The sequence below is a fragment of the Chryseobacterium capnotolerans genome (assembly GCF_021278965.1).
GTDB lineage: Bacteria > Bacteroidota > Bacteroidia > Flavobacteriales > Weeksellaceae > Chryseobacterium > Chryseobacterium capnotolerans.
The window spans coordinates 4,842,801-4,857,996 of the sequence record NZ_CP065589.1 but is presented as its reverse complement, the minus strand read 5'-3'; the positions used below and the strand labels follow the sequence as shown (position 1 = coordinate 4,857,996).

Annotated in this window: 16 protein-coding genes, 3 tRNA genes and 1 pseudogene; 11 read left to right on the top strand and 9 right to left on the bottom strand. The window is 36.0% G+C overall.

Annotation, left to right across the window (positions count from 1 at the left end; translation table 11 throughout):
• The first annotated feature begins 24 nt into the window (after positions 1-24).
• Positions 25-768 carry a LytR/AlgR family response regulator transcription factor gene (locus tag H5J24_RS23295; protein WP_082811052.1) on the top strand — a complete coding sequence of 248 codons (744 nt, stop codon included), beginning with the start codon at positions 25-27 and terminating at the stop codon, positions 766-768.
• 98 nt (positions 769-866) lie between these two features.
• Here H5J24_RS23295 and H5J24_RS23290 read toward each other — a convergent pair.
• From H5J24_RS23290 to H5J24_RS23280, 3 genes and pseudogenes are all read right to left on the bottom strand, one after another.
• Positions 867-2,101, bottom strand: a pseudogene (locus H5J24_RS23290) (DUF6051 family protein).
• A gap of 179 nt (positions 2,102-2,280) precedes the next feature.
• Positions 2,281-2,469 carry a hypothetical protein gene (locus H5J24_RS23285; protein ID WP_232815905.1) on the bottom strand — a complete coding sequence of 63 codons (189 nt, stop codon included), beginning with the start codon at positions 2,467-2,469 and terminating at the stop codon, positions 2,281-2,283.
• Between the two features lie 110 nt (positions 2,470-2,579).
• On the bottom strand, positions 2,580-3,476 hold the full coding sequence (locus tag H5J24_RS23280) for a hypothetical protein (protein WP_068941131.1): 897 nt from the start codon (positions 3,474-3,476) through the stop codon (positions 2,580-2,582).
• Between the two features lie 87 nt (positions 3,477-3,563).
• Here H5J24_RS23280 and H5J24_RS23275 point away from each other — a divergent pair, with 87 nt between their 5' ends.
• Together H5J24_RS23275 and H5J24_RS23270 are read left to right on the top strand one after the other, a co-directional pair.
• Positions 3,564-4,331 (top strand): glycine-rich domain-containing protein, encoded by a 768-nt coding sequence (locus H5J24_RS23275; RefSeq protein ID WP_232815904.1) that lies wholly within the window; start codon positions 3,564-3,566, stop codon positions 4,329-4,331.
• Between the two features lie 21 nt (positions 4,332-4,352).
• Positions 4,353-4,706: a hypothetical protein gene (locus tag H5J24_RS23270; RefSeq protein WP_068941127.1), complete on the top strand. Its 354-nt coding sequence runs from the start codon at positions 4,353-4,355 to the stop codon at positions 4,704-4,706.
• 138 nt (positions 4,707-4,844) lie between these two features.
• On the opposite strand, the gene mnmA is transcribed toward H5J24_RS23270, so the two are convergent.
• A complete protein-coding gene (gene mnmA, locus H5J24_RS23265) occupies positions 4,845-6,032 on the bottom strand; it encodes a tRNA 2-thiouridine(34) synthase MnmA (protein WP_068941125.1) in 1,188 nt (395 codons plus the stop codon).
• Between the two features lie 205 nt (positions 6,033-6,237).
• Between mnmA and H5J24_RS23260 the strand changes: the two genes are divergently transcribed.
• Positions 6,238-6,765, top strand: coding sequence for a transporter (locus H5J24_RS23260; RefSeq protein ID WP_068941123.1), 528 nt, complete (start codon positions 6,238-6,240; stop codon positions 6,763-6,765).
• 313 nt (positions 6,766-7,078) lie between these two features.
• On the opposite strand, the gene H5J24_RS23255 is transcribed toward H5J24_RS23260, so the two are convergent.
• A complete protein-coding gene (locus H5J24_RS23255) occupies positions 7,079-9,622 on the bottom strand; it encodes an ATP-dependent Clp protease ATP-binding subunit (protein WP_068941121.1) in 2,544 nt (847 codons plus the stop codon).
• Positions 9,623-9,773: 151 nt separating this feature from the next.
• Between H5J24_RS23255 and H5J24_RS23250 the strand changes: the two genes are divergently transcribed.
• From H5J24_RS23250 to H5J24_RS23230, 7 genes are all read left to right on the top strand, one after another.
• Positions 9,774-9,998, top strand: a complete 225-nt coding sequence (locus H5J24_RS23250) for a uroporphyrinogen decarboxylase (protein ID WP_068941119.1) — start codon at positions 9,774-9,776, stop codon at positions 9,996-9,998.
• Complete coding sequence (locus tag H5J24_RS26045; RefSeq protein ID WP_346729933.1) at positions 9,998-10,312, top strand: hypothetical protein; 315 nt, start codon at positions 9,998-10,000, stop codon at positions 10,310-10,312. The genes H5J24_RS23250 and H5J24_RS26045 overlap by 1 nt, the downstream gene beginning before the upstream one ends.
• A gap of 141 nt (positions 10,313-10,453) precedes the next feature.
• Entirely contained in the window at positions 10,454-10,690 is a 237-nt protein-coding gene (locus H5J24_RS26040) for a hypothetical protein (RefSeq protein WP_346729932.1), read from the top strand.
• 2 nt (positions 10,691-10,692) lie between these two features.
• Positions 10,693-11,109 carry a glycosyltransferase family protein gene (locus tag H5J24_RS26035; RefSeq protein WP_346729931.1) on the top strand — a complete coding sequence of 139 codons (417 nt, stop codon included), beginning with the start codon at positions 10,693-10,695 and terminating at the stop codon, positions 11,107-11,109.
• A 101-nt stretch (positions 11,110-11,210) separates the two neighbouring features.
• Complete coding sequence (locus H5J24_RS23240) at positions 11,211-11,630, top strand: SufE family protein (RefSeq protein WP_068941115.1); 420 nt, start codon at positions 11,211-11,213, stop codon at positions 11,628-11,630.
• Between the two features lie 2 nt (positions 11,631-11,632).
• Positions 11,633-12,598 carry a glycosyltransferase family 9 protein gene (locus tag H5J24_RS23235; RefSeq protein ID WP_228407586.1) on the top strand — a complete coding sequence of 322 codons (966 nt, stop codon included), beginning with the start codon at positions 11,633-11,635 and terminating at the stop codon, positions 12,596-12,598.
• Positions 12,599-12,602: 4 nt separating this feature from the next.
• Positions 12,603-13,502: a glycosyltransferase family 2 protein gene (locus H5J24_RS23230; protein ID WP_068941483.1), complete on the top strand. Its 900-nt coding sequence runs from the start codon at positions 12,603-12,605 to the stop codon at positions 13,500-13,502.
• A gap of 94 nt (positions 13,503-13,596) precedes the next feature.
• Here H5J24_RS23230 and H5J24_RS23225 read toward each other — a convergent pair.
• The 4 genes from H5J24_RS23225 to H5J24_RS23210 all read right to left on the bottom strand — a co-directional run bounded on the left by H5J24_RS23225 (position 13,597) and on the right by H5J24_RS23210 (position 15,181).
• Positions 13,597-13,671, bottom strand: a tRNA-Val gene (locus tag H5J24_RS23225).
• Between the two features lie 32 nt (positions 13,672-13,703).
• Positions 13,704-13,778, bottom strand: a tRNA-Val gene (locus H5J24_RS23220).
• 33 nt (positions 13,779-13,811) lie between these two features.
• Positions 13,812-13,886: transfer RNA gene (locus tag H5J24_RS23215), tRNA-Val, on the bottom strand.
• 56 nt (positions 13,887-13,942) lie between these two features.
• Positions 13,943-15,181 carry a bifunctional folylpolyglutamate synthase/dihydrofolate synthase gene (locus H5J24_RS23210; protein ID WP_232815903.1) on the bottom strand — a complete coding sequence of 413 codons (1,239 nt, stop codon included), beginning with the start codon at positions 15,179-15,181 and terminating at the stop codon, positions 13,943-13,945.
• Positions 15,182-15,196: the final 15 nt, after the last annotated feature.

Below are 15,196 nucleotides of genomic sequence, written 5' to 3'. Positions count from 1 at the left end.
TTTATAACTAAAACTATTAGCTTAATGATCAAGACCGTTATTATCGAAGACGAAAAGCCTGCTTCAAGGAAATTAGAAAGAATGTTAAGTGTTTTTCCTGATATTGAAGTAGTTGCTAAAATAGAATCTGTAGAGGAAGGTGTTGCCTGGTTTTCTGAAAATGAACATCCGCAGCTGATTTTTTCTGATATTGTTCTTGGAGACGGGCTGTCATTCGATATCTTTGAAAAAGCTCCTACCAAAGGGTTTATCATTTATACAACAGCGTTTGATCAGTATACCTTAAAAGCCTTTAAATTAAATAGTATAGACTACCTGTTGAAACCTATTCTTGAAGAAGATCTTGCAGGAGCTATTGAGAAATTCAAGTCTTTTCTTCCTTCCAATAATGACATTGGATCGCAGGATATTAAGCAGTTGATAAGAAAAGAAAAGTCTATTCTGTCAAGAATTTTAGTGAAAATTGGGTACAATTTGAAAATTGTTCAGACCCATGAAATAACTTGTTTTTTTAGTGAGAATAAGATTGTTTATCTTCAGACAGAAGAGCGTTCTTATCCATCAGATTTTACATTGGATGAACTGGATGATATATTGGATGACAAAAAATTTTTCCGTGTTAACAGGCAGTTTATTATCAATTCAGATTATATCAAAAACATTCATACCTCACCTTATTACAAAGTAGATCTCGAATTTCAGCCCCAGGAAGAAATTACCGTAAGCCGGGACCGTGTCAAAGACTTCAAAGACTGGCTTGTAAGCTAAAGTAATCGGATAGCAACCGAAATTTACCCCTCAAATCACCAAAAAACATAACTATGGATCTCATTCTTTTACTCTTCAGACTTCTCCTCTCCATTTTCTCATCCTGATGACTGAGAATAAAAATCACAGGCAGACTTTGTAAACTGATGAAAAGCTTCCGTTATTTCAGTCTTGTGTTTATGGGTTAATGGAAAAGGAACCATGTGGGAATAATCAAAAGGGAAATCCTTTATTTCTACCTCTACATTGATATTTCTATAGCCGCCTTGCAATGTATTTAAGGCTTCTATAGGAGGAGCTACAGTATCTTTTTCTAAGACATAAGCTTTTAGCTGGGACTGGATCTCTTGAATTCGTTCCTCCCTTTCTTTTTGGAAGTAATTATATCTAAGCATCTTTTTGAACCAGCTTTCTTGCGGATGAAGCTCATCATCCTGATAATGTTTCAGCCTATTGTCAAACTTAAAATCAGAGCTTAATAATTCTGTAAAAACAGACTGCATTTTAACCGTAGCCTGAGAATCCATAATGTATTTGGAGATAGGGAACATCCGGTCAATAGTCATTCCGCCACAAAAACAAAAAACTTTGGACTGGGAAAAAAAATGATGTGGATCAGCCATTTTAATAATCATGGAAAGAAATGAACCTATTGAATATCCAAACAGATCCAGGCTGGCATCCGGAGCAATGCTTTTAATCTTATCATCTTTAATTTCCTTTACTACCTCAATAATATCCGAATAGGTTTGTAATCCTGACCAGAAAACACGTTGCGGATGAGCTTCCAGTCTGGAACTTGTTGCAGCGTTTACATAAGAAAAATGAGTGTTTTCAGGATATCTTTCCTTTCTGAATTTCACGATTTCCGTCATTTCATGGCGGTCACTCCACATGGTTTCTGCACGATCCATGTGGAAAGCAATGGGGAACAATAAAACGGCTTTACGGCTTTTTTGAGCCAATTCATAGGCCCAGGGAAGATATTTATCCCATTTCTTTTCATTCAGTCCATGAAAAAGATAATGCAGCCATTGGCTGTTGTAACATCAGCCCTTTTGAGAATGTGATATTCAAATTTTTTATTGCATTCAATATCAAAATCTTTGCTATCTATGGAAGGGTGATTATAGTGCAGGTAGGCATTTTGATTGATCTTTAGAGGATGATGATGTTTAGGGCAATTCAGATTTTCAGAACCATACAGAAGGTCTGAAACCTTAGATTCAAAAGGAATAGATTCAATAGTTAGATTCAAATCTTTTACCTCCACAATCTCTTTTCTGGAATCAAAATGACTTTTCAAAACTTCATACAATTCATAATATTCCATAACAAGAGCATTGAGGATTCATATTTAGAACTATTAAATTATGGAATTATTGTGGTAAATAGCTGATATTTAAAGGGTAAAAGTATTCCAGGCATAAGGTCTGTAAAAATAAACCCGGAACAAAATTGCTCCGGATATATATGATGACAGATGGAGATGTTTATATTTTATTTTTCTCATCAGTTTTGGTTCCATATTTTTTGAACCATCACTGAAGTAAGGGCTGCCAGAATAATGCAAATAAAAAGATCTGATTTTTCCGGATGATAGATCGCCTGATAAATATTATAGCCTAAAAGCATTGATACGATAAAAATCAAAACACTGTTGGCTGAAGCATACTGATTGTTTGAAGTAGAGGTTTTCATAATCATATTTTTTATTGTTCTTTACTCAGTAAGTATGATAACTTAGCATACGTTACAGAAAAATTTGAAAAAATAAAAAATATCTTTTCTATATTCACTTTGAGCCCTAATTACCTATAATCAATCCTGTTAGACTCTGTATCCTCAAGCTGTTTAAGAATCGATTCCGGAATCTCATCACTGTCAATAGGAAAACTGATAGAGTCCGAAATAAAACTTTTTCGGTCTGCTTTCCGGAATATTTCAAATAAGGCAATAGGCTCCTGATTGAAGCTGATGCAGGTGCTGATGAAGTGAAGTTCATGCAGCTTGTAATCCGGATTTTTGAGTTTTTCCTTACTGTCTTTGATTCTGGATATAAAATGTCTTTGACGGATAAAAGTATTGCTGTTCATGATGATAAAAACGTAATCAGAATAAGCAGTTACCTTTCCGAAATACTTATGGTGATCGCCGCCGCTCCTTTCTATAAAATATTCTCCGGTGGTTTCAGCCTTATAGATTTCCATCGCAGAACGCCAGATTCTGTCTTCCCGGGCCTGTGTAGGATTCTCCGGAAGATTTCTGTTATAAGAATACCAACAGCCCACAAGACGGTCTAAAAGAGCTGTATTCTGGTTTACATTATTCATATCAATCTTAAGATCATTAAAGTTGAAGGCTTCCGTATTAGAATTGATAAAGTCAATATAATTGGAGTACCCTAAAACTTTGACAATCAAACTTAATTTAGCGAGATTGGGACGGCTTAAAACAGCATTTTCATTCTGATTGAATTTTTTCAGTTTGTTGATAATCAGATGCTCATAGAGATAGTTTGTTCCCAGGATTTCAGGATCCTTTTTGATTCCCTTTTCAGAATGTTCACTGAGGATAAGATCATTAAGTTCGGCACAGATATAAGACCATTCGGTTTTAGTAACATCTTCCCAATGATTTTTCTTTAGAAATTGCCTGCTTAGAAAATTCATTAATTTCTCAAGATGTAGAATATCTTCCTTTTTCATAGTATGGTTTTGTAAGACTAATTTAAGATTTTTATCAAACCAAATAAGATTTTTGAAAGACTTTTATATTGTAAAATCCATTGATATTTGAGTAGAAAAACAAAAGATAAAACAATGGAAACAAAAATGATCGTAAAAGACGAAACCCTTTGGGAAAGAATCCAAGGATTTTCATTAGATGCTTCCGATGCAGTTTTTCCTTTTTCGAAAAAACTGGCAAAAGAAGAGAACTGGAGCCTGGAGTTCACCAGAAAAGCCATCGAAGAATATAAAAAGTTTGTCTATCTCTGCTGCATCCTTCCCAAAGGAGCCTCACCAAGTGAAGTGGTAGATAAAGTCTGGCATATGCATTTGATCTATACTCAGAATTATTGGGAAGATTTCTGTCCGAATATTTTAAAAAGAGCCCTGCATCATCATCCTTCAAAAGGAGGTGGAAATGAAAAACTTAAACATCAGAATTGGTTTGCAGATACATTGAAAAGCTATAAAGATGTTTTCCAGTCTGAAGCCCCTCAGGAGATCTGGATCAAAGAGAATATTTTTGAAAATATAAAAAACAAATCACGAATATGGAGATGGATTCCATTTTTGGTATTAATCTTAATGTTAAGTTCCTGCCTTGGAGAAGTAATAACGACTATTGGTTCTATCTTCTTTTCTTTCTTGGGAATTATGATTTTTGGAGGTATCATTGCTGCTATTTCAAGTACTAAAGATAATAAGGGAGGAAAATCCAACTCAAGTAATGAGGGAAGCAGTTGCAGCGGTGGGAGTAGTTGTAGCGGTGGAGGAAGCAGTTGTGGAGGAGGCTGCGGCGGAGGATGTGGCGGTTGCGGAGGTTGTGGTGGATAAAATTTTTAAATAATAATGAACATGAAAAAGCTAATCATTCATTCTATACCGATTGTGATAAGTTTTGTATGGCTTATTGCGGAATGTCAGACATTGAACCCAATATCATTGAAAGGGCCGGACTTTTTAAAATTCTATCTGATCCTGGTTCTTGGATTTTACCTCTCTATTTTTATTTTAAAATCATTAGGAGAAACCATTTCAAATACCACTTTTTATATTTTAATGCTTATTGGAGTCTTGGGAATTTCCAAACTCATCCGGGGAATTATGCTGGGAAAACCTATTGGATTCTTAACTATAATCTTAATCTTAGAGTTGATTGTAATACTCTTGCTAATAACATTTAAGTCAAAGAAGGACATCAGTAAATAATTTCAAAAACAAACCCGAAACAAAAACTGCTTCGGGCTTTATAATATCATTAAGTCTTGCTATTAATTGTGTTCAATTTCCGGTGTAATGAATGGAAATTCCTGAATGCAGGGATTAGTATTCCGATTCTCGAACTCACTACGAAATCACCCCGCTTCCAATCAGTTCTTCATCAATATACCATGAAGCGAACTGTCCTTCGGCAATCGCAGACTGTGGTTCTTCAAATTCAATATAGAAAGCATTCTCAAACTGGTAAAGAGTTGCCTTTTGCAGAGGCTGTCTGTATCTGAATCTGGCCATTACTTCCATAGATTCTCCATTTTGGAGCTTCAGGTCTTCACGAACCCAGTGAAGTTCAGAGTTATCTATTTTTAAAGCTTTTTTATAGAGCCCGGGGAAATGATTTCCTTCTCCTACAAAAAGAATATTGTTTTCCATATCTCTGGAAACAATGAAACAGCTTTCTTTGTGTCCGCCAATTCCTAACCCTTTACTTTGTCCGATTGTGAAAAATTGAGCACCTTGGTGCTTTCCAATCACTTTTCCGTCAGCTTTTTTATAATTGATCTTTCTGGATAAGAAATTAAGTTCCTCTTCCTTCGTAGAAAATTCTGGAGTTTCTTCAGTAAATAAAGGAGAATCTTTGAAAATCTCTACGATTTCCCCTTCATTGGGTTTCAATTGCTGCTGCAAAAACTGAGGAAGGCTTACTTTTCCAATAAAACATAATCCCTGAGAATCCTTTTTATCGGCAGTTACTAATCCGATTTCCTTAGCAATTTCCCTTACCTGCGGTTTGGTAAGTTCACCAATAGGAAATAAAGCTTTTGACAGTTGATCCTGGCTTAGCTGGCAAAGAAAATAAGACTGGTCCTTATTATTATCCTTTCCTGCTAAAAGATGGAAAATTTCCTTTCCGTTTTCATCAATAGTAGAATCTACTCTGGCATAATGTCCTGTAGCTACCTTATCAGCACCTAAAGACATTGCGGTTTTCATAAAAACATCGAATTTTACTTCTCGGTTACACAAAACATCAGGATTGGGAGTTCTTCCTTTCTGATATTCATCGAACATATAATCAACGATGCGCTCCTTATAAAGTTCACTCATATCAATCACCTGGAAAGGTATTCCAAGTTTTTGAGCCACCATAAGGGCATCATTACTGTCCTCAATCCATGGACATTCATCTTCTAATGTTACCGAAGCATCATTCCAGTTTCTCATAAACAAAGCCACTACCTCATGACCCTGCTGTTGTAGCAAATGTGCTGTAACACTTGAATCTACACCTCCTGAGAGGCCTACTACTACTTTCATTGTATTTCAATTTTACGAAACTCTTAACGGGAGTTCTTAGTTTGACCCGGCAAAAATACAACTAAATAAATTCGTAAAAAAACCATAATTTTAAACATTGATAAAAACGATGTTAATATAAAACACCATTAATAAAGTTTTTGAATGATCAGCACAGATGAAAATGTGTTTAATTATACCTTAGAACAAAATAAAATATTTAAATATGAAAAAGTTTATTATTTCCATGATGTTGATGGTTTCAGGACTCTCATTTTCTCAGGTTTCAATAGGTACTCCGATGCAGGAAAGCAATAAATGGACCTTTGGTGGAGGAATAGGCCTTGGGTTTGGAAGCAACAGTTCATTCTATCTGCAGGCTTCTCCAAGAGTAGGATACCGTCTTACTGAAGACCTGGAAGCAGGAGCGGTGGGAAGTGTTTCCTGGCAGACTTCCGATTATTATAGATCTACTATGTTTGGAATAGGTCCCTTTGTCAACTATTATATTGCCCGCTCATTTTATTTAAGTGCCAACTTCCAGCATTATTTCATTAATTATAATGATAAATATTACGATTATAAGTACAATAGAGAAGAAAATGCCTTGTATTTAGGAGGAGGATACATGCAGAGAATCGGCAATAATTCTTTTATGCAGATCGGGTTGATGTACAACGTACTTTGGAAGGAGCGTTCAAGTGTATTCTCCAATGGCTTAGTCCCGAATATTGGATTTGTAGTAGGCCTTTAATATGTCATCCTTTGAAAAATGAAAAAGACTCAGCAGCATTCAATTTTATCGAAGATAAAAATCTTGCGCCTTAAAAACGTATCATATATAAGAACCTTTTGCGCCTTTGAGATTTCCAACAAAATATAATCTCGCAGATTTTTCAGATTGACGCAGATAATTTTAGACATTGCAATAGTAATATTCAATAGGGATGGGCTTTAGCCCATATAATAAGAACATTAAAATCACTTTGGCTTTAGCCAAAACCTATAAAAAGCAAAAAGCACCAGGAAAATTCCCGGTGCTTTTTTATTGAAATTAAATTATTTATTTAAGATTGAGAAGATTTCTCAGCAGCTGAAGACTTCTTAGACTTTGAAGTTTTTCCGCCTACTAAACCGTCTTTTGCTTCATTAAGCTCAAGAACTACAGTTTCACCTTCGTTCAGTTGTTTATTCACAAGCATTTCTGCCAATAAATCCTCAATATACTTCTGGATAGCTCTCTTCAGTGGTCTTGCCCCGAAGTCTTTATCCCATCCTTTTTCAGAAATAAAGTCTTTCGCTTCTTCAGTTAATTCTACTTTATAACCTAATTTTTCAAGTCTGCCATACAATTTGTTCAGTTCAATATCAATGATTTTTTTGATATCATCCTGTACAAGAGAGTTGAAGATCACAATATCATCAATTCTGTTTAAGAATTCTGGAGCAAATGCTTTTTTAAGTGCATTTTCAATCGTGCTTCTAGCTCTGGAGTCTGAAGTTGTTTTCTTAGCTGAAGTTCCAAATCCTACACCATCTCCGAAATCCTTAAGATCTCTTGTTCCGATGTTGGATGTAAGGATGATGATCGTATTTCTAAAGTCAATTTTTCTACCTAAGCTATCTGTAACATGTCCTTCATCAAGGATCTGTAATAGAATATTGAATACATCCGGGTGAGCTTTTTCAATCTCATCCAAAAGAACCACAGCATAAGGTTTTCTTCTTACTGCCTCGGTCAATTGACCTCCTTCTTCATATCCAACGTATCCTGGAGGCGCTCCAACCAATCTCGAAACGGCAAATTTCTCCATGTATTCACTCATATCAATTCGGATAAGAGACTCATCGGATTCAAAAAGTTCTCTAGCCATTACTTTAGCCAGCTCCGTTTTACCAACCCCGGTTGTACCAAGGAAGATAAAGGTCCCGATTGGGCGGTTTGGATCTTTAAGACCTGCTCTGTTTCTTTGAATAGCTTTCACTACCTTCTTCACAGCGTCTTCCTGTCCAATAACTTTTCCGTTCAGTTTCTCATCCATCTGAGCTAATTTATCAAGCTCATTTTTGCCCACTTTCGTTACAGGAACTCCACTCATCATAGAAACCACTTCTGCAACATTCTCTTCAGTTACGGTTTCTTTTTTCTCTTTTACATCCTTATCCCATTTTTCCTGAGCAGCATTCAGTTCCATCTGAAGACGTTCCTCTTCATCCTTAAGCTTTCTGGCTTCAAGATAATCCTGTGCTTTTACGGCTTTTTGTTTCAGTTCTTTAATATCTTCGATTTTCTTTTCAAAATCAATGATTTCAGTCGGAACTTTCATGTTCTTAATGTACACTCTTGATCCTGCTTCGTCCATCGCATCAATAGCTTTGTCTGGTAAGAAACGGTCTGTAATATATCTCGATGTCAGATTGACACACGCAGCAATCGCTTCAGGGGTATAAATTACATTGTGATGCTCTTCATACTTATCCTTAATCTGATTCAAGATCTGAATGGTTTCATCAATAGAAGTAGGTTCCACCATTACTTTCTGGAATCTTCTTTCTAAAGCTCCATCTTTTTCAATATACTGACGGTATTCATCCAGAGTAGTCGCTCCGATGCATTGAATTTCACCTCTTGCCAGCGCCGGTTTGAACATATTGGAGGCATCTAAACTTCCGGTAGAACTTCCTGCACCTACAATCGTATGAAGCTCATCAATAAATAAGATGACATCTCTGTTTTTCTCCAGTTCAGTCATGATGGCTTTCATTCTTTCTTCAAACTGGCCACGGTATTTAGTTCCCGCCACTAAGCTGGCAAGGTCTAATGTGATGACACGTTTTCCGTAAAGAACTCTTGATACTTTTTTCTGTTGAATTCTTAAAGCTAACCCTTCCGCAATTGCAGATTTACCCACACCCGGTTCTCCAATAAGAAGCGGATTGTTTTTCTTTCTGCGGGATAAGATCTGAGATACTCTCTCAATTTCTTTTTCACGTCCGATTACCGGGTCCAGTTTTCCATCTCTGGCCAAAGACGTTAAGTCTCTACCAAAGTTGTCCAATGTAGGGGTTTTGCTTTTTGCTGAGCCTAAGTTTCCTGTAGGCTTTCTCATTTGCTCGAATTCCTCTCTCTCATCATCGTCATCGTAAGCACTCATTTGTGGTGACTGCCCGGAATTTTTAAGCATAGTCTGGTACTCTCTTGAAACACCTTCATAATCGATGTCATAAGCTCCCAAAATATTTGAAGTAGGGTCCTCATATTTATATAGAATACCTAAAAGCAGGTGAACGGTATTAATTTCATTGCTTTTGTATTGTCGGCATTCCAGCTCTGCACGTTTAATAGCATGATCAGCCATTTTGGTGAAAGAAATATTGGTAACCTCCTCAGAAATAGGATTAAGACTTGCTGTATTTAGAGTTTCAATTTTTCTTCTGATTTGTGTTAAATCCGCATTGAGGTTTTGAAGGATTTCTTTAGCAGAGTTTTCCGTTTTTATAATACCTAAAAGTAGATGTTCTGTATTAAGAAATTCACTTTTCAGCCTCTTAGCTTCGCTTTTGCTTTGTTTGAACACTTGGCTCAAACCTTGTGAAAACTTATAATCCATAATATATCTCATTAGAATAAAGGCAACATTACCATTTATCCATTATCTAAATTACAAATATTTTACCAAAAATCAATTAATGACTTTATGTCATGAAAAATTTTATTATCTTATTGAAAATGATTAAGTTTGTTATCTTTAAAATTTCCCAATGAATCCTGAAATTATCACTTACGTCGGATACTCAGCCTCAGTTTTTATCGTATTGAGTTTCATATTGAAAGATGTAAGAAAAATCAGAATTGTTAATATGATCGGTTGTGCCTGTTTTGTCATTTATGGTTTCTTTAGCGGACCATTATGGCCGGTTATTATCCCGAACGGACTTATTTGTTTTATTCAGATCTATCATTTACTGCTTGGAAAAAAAGCGTAATGAAGAAAAAAATAATCACATCAGCCTTCAGTAATTTGTATACGGACCAACGTATTGAGAAAGTATGCCGTACCTTATATGAAAACGGATATGAGATTGAGCTGATAGGCAATGATTGGAACGGAGCAGAAGAAATGCAGCGTCCTTATCCCTTCTCAAGAATCCACTTAGCTTCAAAAAGTCTGAAAACAGCTTACTTTGAATTTAACTGGAAGCTGTACCATGAGCTTAAAAAAAGGCGGATCAAAATACAATTCTTCATGCCAACGATATCGATGCGTTGTACCCCAATTATCTTATTGCCCAAAAATTAAATATTCCATTGGTTTTTGATAGTCATGAAATTTTTTCAGAAATGCCTGCTGTGCAAGGCAAAATGTCACAAAAATTATGGCGTTATGTGGAAAAGACTGTCATTCCGAAGCTGACATGGATGATTACGGCGAGTGGAAGTTATGCCAAATGGTTTCAGAAAAAAATATGGAATAAGTGCTGTAGTAGTACAAAATGCACCCAGAAGGTTAGACTTTAGTGGTGAAATTCCTGAAAATGATCCTAAAATATTGCTGTACCAGGGCGCTATCAATCCATTCAGAGGAATTGATAAAGTGATTCTTGCCATGCATCATATGGATCATGTGAAATTGAAAATTGCTGGAGATGGTCCGAGAAAAAAGAATACGAAGAATTAGTAATGAAAGAAAAACTTCAGCATAAAGTTGAGTTTCTTGGAAAATTAAAGCCGGAAGATTTAAGAAAAATTACCATCGCTGCAGATTGTGGAATGAGTATTGAAGAAAACGGGGGAGACAGTTACCTATATTCCTTACCTAATAAAGTGTTAGACTGTATTCAGGGCCGAGTTCCTTTGATCTTGTCGAACCTTCCTGAACTTGAGAATATTAAAAATCAATTTGATATAGGGGAATTAATCGAAGATCACCAATCGGAAAATATAGCTGCTGCTGTAAAGAAAGTTTTAGCCAAAGGAAGAAAGAATTATCTGCCAGAGCTTGAAAAAGCATCCAAAATGCTTTGTTGGGAAAACGAAGAAATAAAGCTGCTGCAGGTTTTCCAGAACGCTTCTAATACATTAGGGTTTAAGCAATAGGCTATTCCTAATGGCATCATATTTCTACTATTAGCTTATGACTTACCAATTTAGGCCTAAAGCATAATTTACTATCTTTGCACAAAGAAATTGGATTTAAAATGACCATTAAAGAAAAACAGCAGGAAATAATCGACGAATTTGCATTTCTTGACGATTGGGAGCAGAAATATGAGTACATCATTGATCTTGGAAAAGAATTGAAAGGACTCCCGGAAGATAAGAAAACAGAAGACAATCTCATCAAAGGCTGTCAGAGTAAAGTTTGGATAGATGCTGAATTTAAGGAGGGTAAACTATTCTTTAATGCCGATTCTGATGGAATTTTACCCAAAGGTATTGTTTCTCTTTTGGTGAGCATTTACAGTGGCCATAGTACACAGGAAATCTTAGATTCTGATTTTGAATTTATCTCAGAGATCGGATTACAGGAATTTCTTTCACCATCCAGAGCTAATGGGTTGATGGCCATGACGAAACAGATCAAATTTTACGCAGTCGCTTACCAGCTGAAATCATAATTGTGACCAGAATTTTAGCATATCGTTTTTCTGCATTTGGAGATGTTGCGATGACAGTTCCTGTTTTTAAGGAATTTCTAGAGCAAAATCCAGATGTGGAGATTATCATGGTTTCCAGAAAGAATTTTGAAGCATTGTTTGCAGGCATTCCTAATGTTATATTTAAAGGAATAAATGTGGATGATTACAAAGGGTTATTTGGATTGAGAAGGCTGGGGAATGAATTGATTAAAGAATTCAAACCAGATTATATTGCCAACCTTCATGATGTGATCAGAACCAAAATTTTGGACAGAATCTACAGGAGAAAGGGCTTAAAAGTCTTTAAAATAAATAAAGGAAAAGAAGAAAAAGAACATCTTACTGATGTTTGGAATCTGGATAAAGTTCAATTGAAGAAAACAGTGGAACGTTATGCTGATGTTTTCCGGGAAATGGGTTTTAAAGTAGAGCTTTCCCATAAACTGAGACCTGTTTCAGCCCATAAGTCAGGAATTGGTTTTGCGCCTTTTGCCCAGCATAAAGGGAAGATGCTGCCATTGGAAAAGTCATTTGAGCTGGCCAGACTTTTGGCTCAGAAACATACCATATACTTTTTTGGTGGTGGGAAAAAGGAAACAGAAACCCTTGAATCCTGGGAAAGCCAGATTCCAAATACAAAAAGTCTTTCAGGAAAACTAAGCCTGACTGAAGAACTTCAGAAAATTTCTGAACTGGAAGTAATGATCTCTATGGACTCTGCCAACATGCATTTGGCAAGTCTTATGGGAACCCGATGTGTTTCCATATGGTGTGCAACACACCCTTACGCGGGATTTTTAGGATTTGGTCAGAGTGAAGATGATGTAGTACAGGTAAAAGACCTTTCCTGCAGGCCTTGTTCGGTTTTTGGAGATAAAGAGTGTTACAGGGGAGACTGGGCCTGCCTTGAAGAATTTAGTATTCAGAAAGTTGTTGAGAAAATCTGATATCATGAAACTTTCGGTATGCATTCCTGTCTATAATTTTGATGTCCGTGAATTGGTTTTTGATTTAAAAAAAGAAATTGATGACCAACATATTGATGTTGAAATTATATTGATAGATGACGCTTCGAAAGATGAATGTAAGCAGGTCAACAAGGAGATTCAGAATCTTGTACACCAATTTATTTTTCTTGAAAAAAATATCGGCCGTTCACGGATCCGTAATCTGTTTTTACAATATGCAGAGGGAGAGTATCTTTTGTTCCTTGATTGCGATGGGAAAATTGTAGGCAGGGATTTCTTAAAAAAATATATACAATTTATACAGAAGAATCCAGGCTCCCAGATTATGTATGGAGGTCGCAGGGTTTTAGAGGCAGCAGCAGATTCTGATCATTATTTACGATGGAAGTTTTCCGTTGAGAGAGAAAACCTTCCTGTAGAATTACGTAAAGAAAAACCCTATTTAAGTTTTCAGACCAATAATTTTGTAATTTGCAAAGAGGTACTCAATAAAGTCGGCTTCAATCCTGAATTCCAGAAATATGGATATGAAGATCTTCTTTTTGCCATGGATTTAAAAGCTGCAAATATAAAGATAGATCATATTGATAATCCTATTCTTAATAATGATTTGGAAAGCAACATTGTTTATCTGGAGAAAGTAGAAGAGTCTGTGGAAAGTTTGTCTAATATGCTTAAAGATGAGACGCTGAGTTCAAAATTAGCAGAAGTGAAACTCGTTAAATTATATACTGTACTTAAAAATACACCTTTTAAAGCTGTTTTTAACCTTTTATTCAACATAGGGGAGAGAAGTATCAAAAGAAAGCTCTCTGAAGGGAATGTGAATCTTCGTTATCTGGATATCTATAAGCTTGGACTCCTTTCCAGGAAGATGAATTAGAGAGTGATAGAATGTTTATTATTTGATTTATCTCACTGATTTTGTGAATGTATTATAAATAAAAAAATCTCTCAGAAATCTGAGAGATTTTTTGTGGGTCCTGAGGGATTCGAACCCCCGACCCTCTGGGTGTAAACCAGATGCTCTGAACCAACTGAGCTAAGAACCCGAATTTTTTTTAAAGGTTTCGTTTCCTTTCTGTGGGTCCTGAGGGATTCGAACCCCCGACCCTCTGGGTGTAAACCAGATGCTCTGAACCAACTGAGCTAAGAACCCGAATTTTTTTTAAAGGTTTCGTTTCCTTTTCTGTGGGTCCTGAGGGATTCGAACCCCCGACCCTCTGGGTGTAAACCAGATGCTCTGAACCAACTGAGCTAAGAACCCTCTAGACTTTTTTATTGTTTTCTCGTTTAGAGTGGTGCAAATATACAACTTATTCTTTAAACTCTAAATTTTTTTTCTAAAAAATCTCCAACAACAAAGTTGCTTCCACCAATAAAAATCATTTCTTCGTTTGTACATCGTTCTTTTGCAGATAGATACGCTTCCTGTACAGAATTGAAAATTTTATAAAAAATTTTCGCCTCCTTAAGTAAATATTCATAATCTTCGGGATGTCTTCCCCTATTGATGGATGGTTTGGCAAAATAAAACTCAGAATTTTCAGGAAGCAGATTCATTACTTCATCTATCTTTTTATCATTAACGAACCCCAAAATGATATGCTTGTGCTTGTCAATAGAATTTAATTGTGAAAAAACATGCTCCAGACCTGCCTGATTATGCCCGGTATCACAAATGGTAAGCGGCTCCTTAGAGAATTCAAACCAGCGGCCAATGAATCCTGTATTTTGATGAACATTCAATAGACCGTTCTCAAGGTCCTTATCGGGAATAGTAACCTGCAGTTTTCTTAATTCCTCAACAATGGCTAAAACGACACGGAGATTTTTTTGCTGATAATTTCCTTTCAGATCAGAAGTAAGGTCAGTATGGAGTAGAGTAGCATCTATAAATGGAGCTTCTTCTTTAATCGCTTTTTCTCTGATGATTGTTTTTACCATTTCATTCTCATCGCCTGAAATAATTGGAATATTCTTTTTGATAATCCCTGCTTTCTCACCGGCAATTTCTTCAATCGTATCTCCTAATATATTCTGATGATCAAGCTGGACATTGGTAATTGCAGAAACTAATGGCTTAATAATATTAGTAGAATCCAGTCTTCCGCCTAATCCAACTTCAATAATTGCGTAATCTACATGTTGCTGATAGAAATATTCAAAAGCCATAATAGTGGTAAACTCAAAAAATGAAGGCCGGATATCTTCCGGAATATTTCTAAGTTTCTGAATAAAATCAAAGACAAACTCTTTATTACAATTTTGGCCATTTACTTTAATACGTTCTGTAAAATCGATAAGATGGGGGGAATTATATAAACCTACTTTATAACCTGCTTCTTGAAGGATGGAGGCAAGCATATTGCTCGAAGATCCCTTTCCATTGGTTCCGCCAATGTGGATGCACTTTATTCTTTCCTGCGGATTTCCAAAGTAAGCACAAAGTTTGGTAATATTGTCAAGTCCTGGTTTATAAGCCTTTTGTCCATCTATCTGGTAGTTGGGCATTTGTACGAAAAGCCAGTCAATAGCTTCCTGATATTGTTCGTTTGTCATGATACAAAATTCTCA